Annotated in this window: 16 protein-coding genes; all 16 read right to left on the bottom strand. The window is 36.1% G+C overall.

All coding sequences use genetic code 11. The annotated features are described in order from the left end of the window. Positions 1 to 27: 27 nt before the first annotated feature. On the bottom strand, positions 28 to 3672 hold the full coding sequence (locus ACXKY9_RS01800) for a phage tail protein (RefSeq protein ID WP_038413231.1): 3645 nt from the start codon (positions 3670 to 3672) through the stop codon (positions 28 to 30). Positions 3673 to 3902: 230 nt separating this feature from the next. Next, a complete protein-coding gene (locus ACXKY9_RS01795) occupies positions 3903 to 4265 on the bottom strand; it encodes a hypothetical protein (RefSeq protein WP_038413229.1) in 363 nt (120 codons plus the stop codon). 6 nt (positions 4266 to 4271) lie between these two features. Beyond that, positions 4272 to 4865 (bottom strand): major tail protein, encoded by a 594-nt coding sequence (locus ACXKY9_RS01790; RefSeq protein ID WP_001004921.1) that lies wholly within the window; start codon positions 4863 to 4865, stop codon positions 4272 to 4274. Further along, positions 4866 to 5195: a hypothetical protein gene (locus ACXKY9_RS01785; protein WP_038413227.1), complete on the bottom strand. Its 330-nt coding sequence runs from the start codon at positions 5193 to 5195 to the stop codon at positions 4866 to 4868. Continuing rightward, on the bottom strand, positions 5192 to 5548 hold the full coding sequence (locus ACXKY9_RS01780) for an HK97 gp10 family phage protein (protein ID WP_038413224.1): 357 nt from the start codon (positions 5546 to 5548) through the stop codon (positions 5192 to 5194). Before ACXKY9_RS01780 ends, ACXKY9_RS01785 begins: the two co-directional genes overlap by 4 nt. After that, positions 5541 to 5840: a phage head closure protein gene (locus ACXKY9_RS01775; protein ID WP_038413222.1), complete on the bottom strand. Its 300-nt coding sequence runs from the start codon at positions 5838 to 5840 to the stop codon at positions 5541 to 5543. Before ACXKY9_RS01775 ends, ACXKY9_RS01780 begins: the two co-directional genes overlap by 8 nt. After that, a complete protein-coding gene (locus ACXKY9_RS01770; RefSeq protein ID WP_038413220.1) occupies positions 5837 to 6109 on the bottom strand; it encodes a head-tail connector protein in 273 nt (90 codons plus the stop codon). Before ACXKY9_RS01770 ends, ACXKY9_RS01775 begins: the two co-directional genes overlap by 4 nt. Next, positions 6106 to 6363, bottom strand: coding sequence for a hypothetical protein (locus ACXKY9_RS01765; RefSeq protein WP_001016250.1), 258 nt, complete (start codon positions 6361 to 6363; stop codon positions 6106 to 6108). Before ACXKY9_RS01765 ends, ACXKY9_RS01770 begins: the two co-directional genes overlap by 4 nt. Positions 6364 to 6378: 15 nt before the next feature. Then, positions 6379 to 7563: a phage major capsid protein gene (locus ACXKY9_RS01760; protein WP_038413218.1), complete on the bottom strand. Its 1185-nt coding sequence runs from the start codon at positions 7561 to 7563 to the stop codon at positions 6379 to 6381. Positions 7564 to 7579: 16 nt separating this feature from the next. Continuing rightward, positions 7580 to 8164 (bottom strand): HK97 family phage prohead protease, encoded by a 585-nt coding sequence (locus tag ACXKY9_RS01755; protein ID WP_000361708.1) that lies wholly within the window; start codon positions 8162 to 8164, stop codon positions 7580 to 7582. After that, positions 8121 to 9344, bottom strand: a complete 1224-nt coding sequence (locus ACXKY9_RS01750; RefSeq protein WP_038413216.1) for a phage portal protein — start codon at positions 9342 to 9344, stop codon at positions 8121 to 8123. Before ACXKY9_RS01750 ends, ACXKY9_RS01755 begins: the two co-directional genes overlap by 44 nt. 13 nt (positions 9345 to 9357) lie before the next feature. Beyond that, complete coding sequence (locus tag ACXKY9_RS01745) at positions 9358 to 11058, bottom strand: terminase large subunit (protein ID WP_038413214.1); 1701 nt, start codon at positions 11056 to 11058, stop codon at positions 9358 to 9360. Beyond that, on the bottom strand, positions 11055 to 11417 hold the full coding sequence (locus tag ACXKY9_RS01740; RefSeq protein ID WP_038413211.1) for a hypothetical protein: 363 nt from the start codon (positions 11415 to 11417) through the stop codon (positions 11055 to 11057). Before ACXKY9_RS01740 ends, ACXKY9_RS01745 begins: the two co-directional genes overlap by 4 nt. 92 nt (positions 11418 to 11509) lie before the next feature. Further along, the gene (locus ACXKY9_RS01735) at positions 11510 to 11905 is read right to left on the bottom strand and encodes a hypothetical protein (protein ID WP_038413209.1); all 396 of its coding nucleotides are present in this window, start codon (positions 11903 to 11905) and stop codon (positions 11510 to 11512) included. A gap of 2 nt (positions 11906 to 11907) precedes the next feature. Continuing rightward, positions 11908 to 12210, bottom strand: a complete 303-nt coding sequence (locus tag ACXKY9_RS01730) for an HNH endonuclease signature motif containing protein (RefSeq protein WP_038413207.1) — start codon at positions 12208 to 12210, stop codon at positions 11908 to 11910. Between the two features lie 16 nt (positions 12211 to 12226). Next, positions 12227 to 12448 (bottom strand): hypothetical protein, encoded by a 222-nt coding sequence (locus tag ACXKY9_RS01725; RefSeq protein WP_038413205.1) that lies wholly within the window; start codon positions 12446 to 12448, stop codon positions 12227 to 12229. Between the last annotated feature and the right edge of the window lie 150 nt (positions 12449 to 12598).

The following is a 12598-nucleotide window of genomic DNA, read 5'->3' as shown; positions in this document are numbered from 1 at the left end:
TCTTTATAAAATAAAAGAAACCCAAACCTAAAAGTCTGAGTTTCTTTTTGCTTCTCTTTCTTGATACTCGGTTGTATAGCGATAAGTACCGCGTGCCACGTCTCTTCCTTCTAAATTAACAGGTACTTCAATAACTAAATCTCCACCAAGCATTGGAATGACTCCACCGCCAGATGATCCTGAAGAATAATTAATCACTGGATTCGCAACACTAGCTGCCATAGCTTGTCTACTATTTGACATATTCCCATACACACCACTCATAACACTCTTTAACCCTGATAATTGACTCATTGAACTAGCCATCATCCGGCTCATATCACTCATTAGTTGATTCATAGTTCCAGTGATACCGAGAGATCTTTCTTTTGAAGATAACGGTGTAACTGTGATAGAATTCCCTCTTTTAGTAAACAGTTCGGGGCCTTTTTCTCCAGTAATAAATGAGCCATCTCCTACAGGTTTTCCACCTTTCGCAAGCATTGGTACATGCGGAATAGTCGGCGCGCTAACTCCTGGTATATTGTTTAGTAATTCTGCTGGTGTATTAAAGCCATCTATAAATTTATTTATGATACGAATAATTCCATTGATAGCTGTACGAATACCACTTTTAATACCATCCCATACGCCTAATACTGCTGATTTCATACCTTCAAATGCTCCACTAACCGCATTTGTTACCCAACGAACAGGAGTCATAATGGCTTCTTTTAATCCATTCCAGACAGAAGATGCGGTTGACTTGATACCTTCCCAAATGTTTGAAAGTGTAGATTTAATACCATTCCAAATACTACTGCTCGTGCTACTAATCATGTTCCAAACCGTTGAAATGGCTTCTTTGATGCTATTGAATACAGAACTCGCTGTGGAAACAATTGCATTCCATAAGCTAGATAGATAGCTTTTAATCGTATTCCATACTGCACTTGTTGTGGAACTAATCGTATTCCATGTATTCACAATCCAATCTTTTATTGAGGTGAATATTGGCGTTACAAAAGCTACTAACCCGTTCCAGCATGATTGTAAGAAATTCTTAACAGCATTCCATACAGACATTGTTGCTGAACTGATTGTATCCCACACAGCAATGATCCAGGACTTGATTTTTTCAAAAATCGGCATAACAAACGCTACAAGTCCATTCCAACAAGAAACTAAGAAATTCTTAATTGTTTCCCATACAAAACTTGTAGTAGAACTAATGGTATTCCAACATTCAGAAATGAAATTCTTGATACTTTCAAATATTGGCGTAGCAAAGTATAAAATAGCCGTCCAAATTGCTTGTAAGTATTGAGTAATAAAACCCCATACAGTTTGAATCACTGTGGAAATGCCATTCCAAATCATGGAGAAGAAATCAGCAATTCCTTGTAAGATAGGAGTTAGAAAGGCAACTAGCCCATTCCAAGTGTTAATGAAAAACTCACTAATCGCTGTCCACACTTCAGAAGTAGTTTGACTGATGCCATTCCAAACTTCCGATAATGTTTCAACTACTCCATCCCATATTCCAGTCAAATACTCTACAATCGAATTCCATGTTTCCGTAGTAGTTTCAACAATCGAATTCCATGTTTCAGATAAAGACTCCATGATTCCATTCCATAGTTCTGTTAAAAATTCTTTAATGGCATTCCATGCTGAAGAAGTAGATTCACTAATGCTTTCCCATGTTTCTGTTGCCCATTGGGATATGCCTTCCCAAATTCCTGTTAGAAATTCTGTAATTGAATTCCATACCTCCATGGTCCATTTTTGGATATCGTCCCAATTTTTATAAATTGCAATTCCTATAGCTGCTATAAGCCCTATAATAATAGGAACTACAGCAACAAACGTGGCTGCTAGTCCTGCCCCGATACCAAACAGACCCATGACCGCCATAACGATAGGAGCAAGTGCCATAACCGCACCAGAAATTACACCAATAGCAACACCAATAGCCGCTAACGTTGCTGCTAATTCTGGATTATTAGAAACCCATTCTGCAAATTTCGAAACAAGGTCTGCTATCACTAATAACACTGGTTCAAGCGCCTTCTGTAAATCATTCATTGCTTTTTGCATTTTAGCCGCTGGAGACGCATCTAATTTAGAGGTGGTGTTATTTAAATCTTCTACACCTTTTTTTAGATCCACTTGTTTTCCTTCTGCTTTTAAAATGGTATCAATGATCTTCTTTCCTTGGTCTTCCCAAAGAGTACCGAACATCTTCGTGCCAAGTGCATTTCTGTCTGTAGCATTTTCAACACCAGCTAAAGCCTTGGTTGCTTCAAGCATCGCCTTTTGTCCATTTTCACCGCCACCAGCAATCGCCTGACCCCATTTTTCAAACTGGTCAGCTGAAATCTTTGTTTTATCTAAAACCTCTTGCATAGATTTATCTACACCCGCACCAAATTCCGCCATTTTGATACGTCCTTCTTTGACACCGTCTAGAAGATTATCAATATTCCACGTTTTCGTATCAATTCCAGCCGACATAATTCCTTGTACTTCTTTTGCTGTAAACCCTGCCTGCATCATTTGGTCGCCATATTCAGCAATAATATCTAGTTGCTCAGGTGGAAAACCTGTTTTAAGGAGAGTATGAACTAACCCTAAAGCTTCCTCATTTGTAATTCCTAAAGTTGCCCCAATTTCGTTCGCTTCCTGTATCAATTCGGTAAAATCAATATCAGAATAAACCGCTACAATACCAGCGGCACCTTTAGCTATGGCTGCATTTGTTTCGTCAGAAGCATCTTTATTTAATGCCCACTGCCTACGGTTTCCTTCTAAAGCTTCATCTATGTCAACACCATACGCAGTAACAGCCCTTACTGATTCTTCAACTGTCTTTTTAGATGACTCCGGCACTTCGAAAGATACATCAATTTTTGTTTTTAACTTTGATATATCCATCGCTTTTTCAACTGCGGTTGCAATTCCACCACCAGCTGCCAACCCACCAATGACGTTTTCGAGTCCTACTTGGAGCCCTTCAAACTTCTTCTCCGTTCTCTCAGCCTCTTGTTGCAAATCCCTTAACTCGTTTCGAACTTGTTGAATTGAATTTCCAGCATCCACAGATCGAAGAGCCCGTTGTAATTTTTCTATGTCAGCTTCTGTTCCCAATGCTTCCCGTCCAATAATTCCAATTGCTTGTTCTAATTGTTTACTTGTTGCTGTACCGTTTCGAATTGCATTTACAAGACGATTACCTAATGCGCCTGCAAAATCATCAACGCTTTTTCCTGTAGCACTAAACAATGTTTCTAATTGTCTTGTTGAACTCGCTACATTCTCTTGTTCAGATTTCATATTACCAAGCTTATTTTTCAGCCCATCAAGTGATCCTTGTGTAAATTCAATTTCACGCCTAAACGCGCGGTACTGTTCTTCAGAAATTTTTCCGTTTTGGAATTGTGCTTGTACTTGTTGTTCCGCTGCTTTCAATTTATCTAGCTTTTGCGTTGTATTTTCTATTTGTTGTGTAAGTAATTTTTGTTTTTGAGAAAGTGCCTCAACATTACCAGGATCGAATTTCAAAAGACGTTCTACATCTTTTAATTCTTTGGCCAAGTTGTCACTCTGCTTATTTACATCTTTTAAAGCGTTTTGAAGACCTGTGGTTTCACCATTAATTTCAATCGTAATACCTTTAATTCTTCCTGCCATTTTCTCACCCCTTTCTTAGAATGAATCAAAGTCTTTTTGGTTTGCTTTTCTTACTTTTTCTTTGTCTGGATTCTCCATTTCAGCGAATTCAGCAATGTAATCAAAGCAATCACCAATTGTCATAACTTCCAAATCCCAATGCGTTAATTTCGCTTTATAACAAAGAGCAAGGAACGTATCAGCGGTTAATTCTTCATCACTGAAAGTCCCTTGCTCTCCATTACTTTTGTTTATTTTTTTTTTGCGCCCATTGTACTTTGAATCATATCCATAATTTCCGGAATAATCTCTGAGATAGGGAATTCATCAAAACCGTCTAACCATGTAATTGGCTCGGCAATTTCTGGATTTGCTGTTTTCGCGTATAACCAAACTAAATCATAAATAACTTCAAAATCCAGTTTACTTGAATCGATATTTGCTAAATCAATAGTAGCTAGTGAACCCTCTTGAGGATTTGAAGGAGACAAAATCCCTAACTTAAACATATCAGCAAATAAATCACGTCTGAATTGTGCTTTATATCGTTTAACAGTAGCTGCTGTACTTTTTAATCGGACTTGTTTTCCATCTATTGTAATTGTCTTTTCCATTTACTATTACGCTCCTTTTGGTGCTGCTGGTTTTTTAACGTACACTTCTTTGTACCAATTTTTGTAAATTTCTTGCGTTGTTTTAGATGTTGTTTTTGTTTTAACCATAGGTCTTCCCCCTGGTGCTAAAATAATTGGACTAGAAACAAACTTCAGTTCATTTGTATTTGGCTCAGCTGAACTTGTTTTTGTTTTAGATGCAAGTGTTGGACGACTTGCTGAACAGTTATACATAACATGTCGAGTTGCATTGACATCACCATCAAACTCAAATAATAATGCGAATGGTTTTCCTTTTGCATCAGCCAATTCATTCAATACACCATCTGTTTCGTCTAATTCCTCACCAAGTGCATCAATAGCAAATTTTTCTGGGATAGTAGCAATACTTAATGTTCCATCGTAACCCTGATTATTACTTGCTGCGTAATAAAGCATGTCATCCGCATAGAATTCAATTAAATCACCGCGTGGCTCAAATGTTAGTTCCACTCCACCAGGTAATGGAATTGGCGTACCAAATGTAACTAAAAAATCCTTAATATCTAATGGCACGTAATGTACATTTTTTAAACCGAATGTTACCTTGTTTTCATTCATTTACAACAACCTCGTTTCATATATTTTTTGAAATAGTTTTTCAGATTCAATAAAAGTTCCATACGAATCATAAGGAATTTCATGATCGTCAAGGACTTGTTCTAGCTTGGCTTCTGCAACTAAATCCTTCTTAGTTGTATAAAGTTCTATATTTACATCATTTATTTTGTGATAGGCCTTATTGTCAGCGGCCATATTAGGTGATCCATCTACAAAGTAGCAAACATAAGGTGGTAAAGGTACGGGAACACCTGGTGTTTCAGTGAAATGCGAATAAGCCACAGGATAACCTGTAGCCTCAAGAATTTTCTTTAATTCACCTAATGTCATTGCCCAATCGCCCTTTCAACACGTTCAACAAAATCATGAATCGCATGCTCTTCAGCTGGTGCAATATGAACCTTTGCTGGTACTCGTCCACCATTTGCCTTCGCATGACCTTTCTCCAGTAAATGAGTAAGCTGCGGTTTTAAAGCATTATGAACAATAATCGCGTTTCCATCCTTCTTTTTTCGCCAACCTCTACTATACCTACCTGTATTTTTAGGACTTTTTTGCTTTAATTCACCCACTAAATTATCCGCTACCTCTTCCTTCGCAACTTCCATGTCTTCCTCAATTACATTGGCATATCTTTGTAGTTCTCTAGCAATTTCATTGGATAATTCATCAATATTAGCCACCTGTCTTCACCTCACAATAGAGTTCAATTCTTTCATCGTCTCTTTCATATGTGCGATAAATGTTGTATTTCTTTTTGTGATACTGTACTTTCTGTTCTTCTTGATAATCCAATGTGTAAACAATTAATACACATTTAGGCTTAAAACCATTTTGGCCCGCTTGAAAGAATTCATTTTGAGAAACACTTTTTTTCTCACAAAATACTTGTCTTGTAAAATCTTCCGCTACTTCTATTTGACCTAAATCATCTGTAGTAGTCGTTACAACTGGAAAGAATACAATATCATTCATTTGTAATCACCTGCTAAAGTGAGATGATTTTTTAACATGTTATACGATGCCTGGAATCTTTCAGCCTCTTTAGCTTCAGCAACAAATTCTGCTTTGCAATATACTTTTATCGCTCTTTTGATTAACGGATCATCGTCATTATTCGCTTTAATAGAAGAAACACCCGACAACATTAAATCGTGTCGAGCTGCCTCTATTGCATCGTTTATTTCATCGTCAAGGGCATCATGAGAAATGCGCAATGCCTTTTTTATATCTTTTAAAATCATGATTCGTTACCCCTCAATGATTGTTCAGCTGACATCGCTTCCTCTTTCCCTTGCACTTTTTCACCATTCGATAATTCATACCATCCACCGCCAGTATGCTTAGGGAATGTAGAAATCTCTTTATTTCCTTTTAAGAATCCTTTTTCAATTAAAAAGGCAACACGTTCCGAATCATTTGACTCGTACATATCGCCTTTTGAATATCCAACTTTTGTTTCTTTATCAATGAAAGCATTCAAGACTAAATGATTCATTGTATCACTCCTTTATTAAGCTGCTGGAGCTTTTTTTAAAACAACTAAAGAGTTTTTGTCTACTACTTTACCATCCACAATCATAATTGCCTTTGTAACTTGATCGTCAGTTTCATTGTCTTCATATTTCTTAACACCCATTTGGTAGTTTGTATTCAGAATATAATCCTTGTAATTAAATAAGAATGCAAATGTTGTTCCTTCAGTAGCCGTTGCGAAACTATCAACATAATTACATAGAACAACTGGACGACCTAATAAAATGCGTTCTGGTTTACCGGAAATCCCGTAATTTGTACGTGCAATCGGCTGGCCGTCTGCATCTGTCATTGCCGAAAATTCCATAAATGTCTTTTTCGTCATCGTCCAAATCGCGCTTGCTTCATACTCAAGTGGTAAAGCCGCTTCTGCATCTGTTAACGTTTTGTAGTTAATTTTCGCAACATCTAATGCTTGTCCGTCAACAGGTGTTTCCGCTAGAATCCCTTTTGGCTTACCAGACCCATCACCACTAACAATCGCTTGTTCAATCGCTTTTGTCATAGCTTCCACAATATTATTAATTAATGTTGTTTCAAATACCGCAAGAGACATTGTTTCTACTTCAAGAGAAACCGCTACGGCACAACGTAATTTATGATAGTTGAAAGTAATGCTTCCTGTAGTTTTCTTTTGTTTATCACTTCCAGAGCTTTCAGCAACCCATGTTGCGACTGGTTTAACTGCTGAAGTTGGTACTGTTACGCCACCTTTAATAGCTGTACGAGTAATTAAAGGTAGAATCATTCCTACTGCTTCAATCTTTTCGATAATTTTATCTAATACTGTTTGTGGGATAACAGAACCGATGTCACTTGTTTTCGTAACAGCATTTGCACGTAATTCAGTTGGAATTGCTTCACCGCGTAATACGTAATTCATAAAAGCATTACGATATTCAACTGTATTTGTACCAAGTTCACGTTTTTCATTTGATGAATCCGTATTAAATGTTTCAATCTTATTAGCACCAGTTGCATTTCCTTCATTGATAGAACGTGCTTCATTTAAAAGTTGTTCACGCTTCTCAATTGCTGCCAACTGATTATTAATATCTCGTAATTCTGTTTCAATTGTATCAAGGTTATCAATAGAGCGAGTTTCATCACTTAATAATTCACTGATTTCAGATTTACGTTTTAATAATTGTTCTTTATTCATGTTCAAAGTCCACCTTTTATAATAATGTTTGTAAATATAGTCTTCTGCGCTTTTCCGAGCGCTTTTTTTCTTCTGTAAAATGTTTATAAGGATCATATCCCCTAGCACTTACTTCTGAATCTGGGTATGCTGGGAAAGCTACTGCACTAACTTCTAATAGTTTTGCTTTTGTAACAGTTCGTAGCATCAAATCATCATCTGGTTCTTGGATTTCTTCACTTATCATGCTAAACCCAAACGAAACACCATCTACATCTCCACGCTTAATAGATTTGTAAGTGTCATTACCTAGAGTTGTATCTGGTAAATCCAATTCAAAGCGTAAGCCCACGGCATCCTCGCTCAAACGTAACGTATTATTCTTTGTTCTTCCCAGCACTTTAGATGTATCATGAGACCATAAAAAACGTTGGTCATCATTTTGTAATGTTTCTGTGAATGCTCCATTTTTAAATTGCTCACGAAACTTACGATAATATCCCATAACTACGGATTTCTTTTCCCACTTTACTGCATAGCCTATAAGTGTCCGATTTCCGTTATCATCTTCTCTAATTTCAATCTTCTGTGTTACTATTTCCCTTGTTTCCGTCTTGTCCATTATCCCCACCTCCTTTAACAGTTGTATTTCCGTCTTTAACTAACGCTGTATCTAGTCTTCGAATCGGCTTGTCGCCACCTTCAATTGGACCTACAGAGAGAATAGAACGCCATTCATTCGGTGTCATTGCTCCTCTATCAACCATTTGAACTAAATTCATTTTAGTCTGCATAGAAGCATATTGAAGGCTTGCTGCTTCGAAAATAATTTTGTTCCCAAAGCCACGTTCCCTACGTGAAAAAAACTTCCTGGTAAATTCCCCAGAAAGTTGCATCGCTAACGGTTCAATTTCAGATTCATAGTAAGCATTCCATTCATCCTCATTGTATTTACTTTGAATGATTTTTTCGTTTGTATTAAAGAAGTTATAAATTCTCTGTGTTGTTTCTTGCATTTGTTTTGAATCTGGAACAAATGCTTCTGGTTTAACTTGTTCTAAATCATAACGTGGATCAGATGAAGCTGCTCCACCATTTTCATTATCAATACTCAAATAATTTCTCTTAAAATTTTGAACTTGTGCATCGATGTCCTCTTGCTTTAAAACCGATTTAAATTTTAATATCCATTTCACCACTGCACTATTTTTAATTGCTTTCACAATTCCCTGATCGGTAGTTGTAACAATATCCATTAAGGAAGATAAAGCTTTACCTGGATGTTCACCAAAGAAATCATCTTCGTTAAAATCTTTTCTAAGATGGATAACATCGACATAAGGAACGGTCATTCTCTTCCCATTTTTAAAATAAAAAGTAAGAAAAATATCACCTTGAGCTCCCTCTACAACTTCTACAGTTACACATGGCAAAGGATAAATTTCAATTGGAACTCCTAATTCATCTCGTTTGATATATGCAAAGGCGTTATGGTTCAGCTCTAGCTGTACAGTCATTTTTTCTTGGAATATTTGACCTGTCATTAATGGATTCGGTTCTTCTAAAATGAATCTAATATACGGCTCTGGATTTACTTTAAATTCATTTGTATTATCTCGTATATGCTTTGCTATTAATTTACCAACAGCCTTGGCTTTAGGACGTATACAGGCCCTAATAATATCACTTTGATAGATATTCCCATTCCACGAGAAAAAGCCCCCTCCATTATCGTTTATCATTTCAAAACGGGTCGTAGTAGGCGGTTGTTTTCTACCGAATATTTTGTTGAATAACCCCAATTCCTCACCTCCCTCAAATCATATTTAAGTAATCATTACGTTTTTCTTGAAGCACAACATATGCATTTAAAAGCGCTGCGGTTCCGTCAATCCTTCTACGTTGATTATTTGTTTTGTTCGGCTGTATATTCAGGTTTTTATCCACATCAATGGCTGTATTCGATAAGCACCATTTATCAATGCTATTATTGTTGTAATTTACTAAATTAGACTCTAAATCTGCTCCTAATAATTTCATAGGGCTAGAAAGAGTTTGTTTCCCTTGGGCAACTGGAATCATTGCTTCTTTACCAAAGTAGCCTTCCATTTCCTCCACCCAATATTTTGCGGACCATCTATCATAACCGATCCACGGAATATAAATACCGAGTTCATCCCTGACTTCTAAGAACCATTGTGTTACAAATTTATAATGAACTGAATTACCTGGTGTTGTTCTCAATATTCCTTGTTCTGCCCATAAATTATATGGAATCTTATCTTCTTTACTTCTTTGTTCAAGCAAATCTTCAGGAAGCCAATACATTTGTAATACATAGACATGCGGATCGTTTGGAAGCATAAAAATAACCTTCGCTGCGGTTAAATCAGTTGTTGAAGATAAATCACAACCGCCAATCCCATAAGAAGGCTTTAATTTTGCTACATCAAAGGTAGCCTTGTTATTTAATTGTTCAAATGTTAACCAGGCTTCTGTACTTGTTTCGCGGATATTAAAATCTTTTGTTAGTAAGTTCTTAACTAGCAAAGAATTTGCTTTCGCTTTGTTTACCTTTGTTTCAAGTTGGTCTATCTTTTTTATCGTACCTAAACCAGGATTAGCTTTTGTCCATTTAGTATTATCAGTCCATTCCTCTCTTTTATCCAACTCATATATGATTGGTAAAAAGCGATCGTCTTTATAGCCGTCTGGATCGTCCAAACCATTTAAAAGCATTTCGGCTTCTTCATATTTCATATCATAAACTGATTCACGAATGGTTCCAGCTGTTGTAATCATAAATATCATTGGTTGTTCCCTTGAAGAAGTACCATCCACTATAACGTCATATAGATTCTTATCTTTCCAAGCATGTATTTCATCCATCATCGCTCCATGAACATTAAGACCATCAAGTGTTTCTGAATCACTTCCCAAAGGTTTAAACGTACTATCATTAAAATCTGCATTTAATTCACGAACAAGCGGTTTAATTCGTTTTAATAATACGGGGGATTTCTTAACCATCCTTTTGGCATCTAACCAAACTAATTTTGCTTGGTCTAATTTAGTAGCAACTGCATATATTTCTGCACCTGGTTCACCATCGGCAACTTGTAAATACAAACCAATTCCAGAAGCGATTGTTGACTTTCCGTTTTTACGAGCCACAATTAAGAGTACTTCTCTATACTTTCTCGTTCCATCAATTTTATGAACAAATCCAAAAGAAGCTGCTAAAAATGCTTTTTGCCAAAGCTCTAATTCAATCGATTTACCTCCCCATTTTCCTTTTGAGTGTTTGCAAAAATTCTCAATAAATTCTATTACGTGATTCGCTTTATTTGCATCGTACTCAAATACAGAGGAAGTATCATGCACATCATCTACAAGCTTTTTATATATCCGCCTAACTTTACTGGATACAATTACTTGTCCAGATTCGATTTGATTGTAATACTCAATGATTGGATTATAAGTTAACGGATACTGTTTTTTTACTTGCTTACTCATTTTCTATTCACGAAGTCTTCAAACCCATCATCCTCTTCTTTAGGCTGTTCTTTCGGGAGCAAGTCAGTTAGTTGTTTCATTACCTGTACATGATTTTTTATCATTGTGTTGTATACTTCAACAGCTGAAGATTTTTTAACTCCAAATTGATTTGCTCCGTTTTGGTATTGTTCAGTAACACCATTCTGATTAATATCTTCTTGCAGATCTTCTAAAGTGACAGCCATAAAAGCAGCGTTTTTTATGAGTGAAGAAACTGCTCTCTTTTTCTTAGGCTCTAAATTCTTTAATAAACTGTTTAATCGTGTCATCTCTCGCTTAATTCTTTTTTCTTTTTCTATATCTAAATTATCGCTCATAAAATCTCACTCCTTCCATGACCACACCCCCTATAGAAATGACCTGTGTGTTACATGAAGCTCCCCTCTCGGTCCCCCTAAGGGGCCTTGATTTATTTTTGAAAGGGGGGGCTTGGTTCTTTTTGTTCCTGATTCTTTTCTGCTAATAAACTATCAATTAGTTTATTAATTATATTTAGATGCGCTTCTTTTTCTTCTTCTAACTCTTTATCTGCATCTATCTCTTCTTTTAACGCTTCAATTACTTTAAGTACATCCGATAATTTTTCTTTACTTACATGTCCATCTAGTTCCTTGGTATCAATAGCATTAAAGACTATGCTAAGAGCAATAGCTTTCTCTAGCTTTGTTAGTTTCATATATTGTTTGTTTAGTACCCGCTCTACATCACATGTACAAATATCCATTCCCTTATTAGAATAGTTATTAAGCATGAACTGTATCTTGTCTACTTGTTCTTTATTTAACACCTTACCATTACACTGCATCTCTAATCCCTCCTAATTAATTCACCGTTCTCATTAAACATTACATCTTCCCTCATCGGACTGTACTTACTAAATGTCTTAGTGTTATGACATTTTAAGCATAAGTATTGTAAGTTCTCATGGTTCAATATGATATCCGGATTGTTTATATTTACTGGTGTAATCTCCACTATATGGTCAACGATATATCCAGGTACTTCTTTGCAATGCTCACACATACCATCTAATGTTGAGGCTATATATGACTTTCTACATTTCTTCCATGCCGTTGATTTATAAAACTTCTTTGCAAATTCTTTAGCCATTCACTTTGCTCACTCTTTACCATTCTCCTAATAACTCTCGTAACTTCGGGTGTCTGTATTCGTACCACTTATAGAAAGATAACCAAAATGCTTTTATTGTATCTTCATACATTTCTTTTGCCTCTTCACAACTTAATTGAAACTCATTTTTTAAACATTGTAATGATTCGTTGTAGTGAAACCTTTCTACACTTTCACGCCAATTAACTAATGTACCGATTAAATAATGTCGTGTCATTTGCTAAACACCACCTATGTAATTTTTACATAATAAAAAGCACCCAAATCGGGTGCTCAATATACTGATATATTCATAAAAAAACATATAAAAAACAGAGAAATTCACCTTTATCTATTGATACGCATTGTAATGCGTGTTATAATAAGT

The organism is Bacillus sp. 2175, from assembly GCF_057812155.1.
The sequence above is the reverse complement of the archived record's forward strand: the minus strand, read 5'-3'. Positions and strand labels throughout refer to the sequence as shown.

Bases quoted from the DNA above. Each gene is read 5' to 3' on its own strand.
- ACXKY9_RS01795 (WP_038413229.1), bottom strand. From the start codon at position 4,265: ATGGAAAAGACAATTACAATAGATGGAAAACAAGTCCGATTAAAAAGT.
- ACXKY9_RS01790 (WP_001004921.1), bottom strand. From the start codon at position 4,865: ATGAATGAAAACAAGGTAACATTCGGTTTAAAAAATGTACATTACGTG.
- ACXKY9_RS01770 (WP_038413220.1), bottom strand. From the start codon at position 6,109: ATGATTTTAAAAGATATAAAAAAGGCATTGCGCATTTCTCATGATGCC.
- ACXKY9_RS01785 (WP_038413227.1), bottom strand. From the start codon at position 5,195: ATGACATTAGGTGAATTAAAGAAAATTCTTGAGGCTACAGGTTATCCT.
- ACXKY9_RS01775 (WP_038413222.1), bottom strand. From the start codon at position 5,840: ATGAATGATATTGTATTCTTTCCAGTTGTAACGACTACTACAGATGAT.
- ACXKY9_RS01745 (WP_038413214.1), bottom strand. From the start codon at position 11,058: ATGAGTAAGCAAGTAAAAAAACAGTATCCGTTAACTTATAATCCAATC.
- ACXKY9_RS01755 (WP_000361708.1), bottom strand. From the start codon at position 8,164: ATGGACAAGACGGAAACAAGGGAAATAGTAACACAGAAGATTGAAATT.
- ACXKY9_RS01760 (WP_038413218.1), bottom strand. From the start codon at position 7,563: ATGAATAAAGAACAATTATTAAAACGTAAATCTGAAATCAGTGAATTA.
- ACXKY9_RS01725 (WP_038413205.1), bottom strand. From the start codon at position 12,448: ATGACACGACATTATTTAATCGGTACATTAGTTAATTGGCGTGAAAGT.
- ACXKY9_RS01800 (WP_038413231.1), bottom strand. From the start codon at position 3,672: ATGGCAGGAAGAATTAAAGGTATTACGATTGAAATTAATGGTGAAACC.
- ACXKY9_RS01740 (WP_038413211.1), bottom strand. From the start codon at position 11,417: ATGAGCGATAATTTAGATATAGAAAAAGAAAAAAGAATTAAGCGAGAG.
- ACXKY9_RS01735 (WP_038413209.1), bottom strand. From the start codon at position 11,905: ATGCAGTGTAATGGTAAGGTGTTAAATAAAGAACAAGTAGACAAGATA.
- ACXKY9_RS01730 (WP_038413207.1), bottom strand. From the start codon at position 12,210: ATGGCTAAAGAATTTGCAAAGAAGTTTTATAAATCAACGGCATGGAAG.
- ACXKY9_RS01765 (WP_001016250.1), bottom strand. From the start codon at position 6,363: ATGAATCATTTAGTCTTGAATGCTTTCATTGATAAAGAAACAAAAGTT.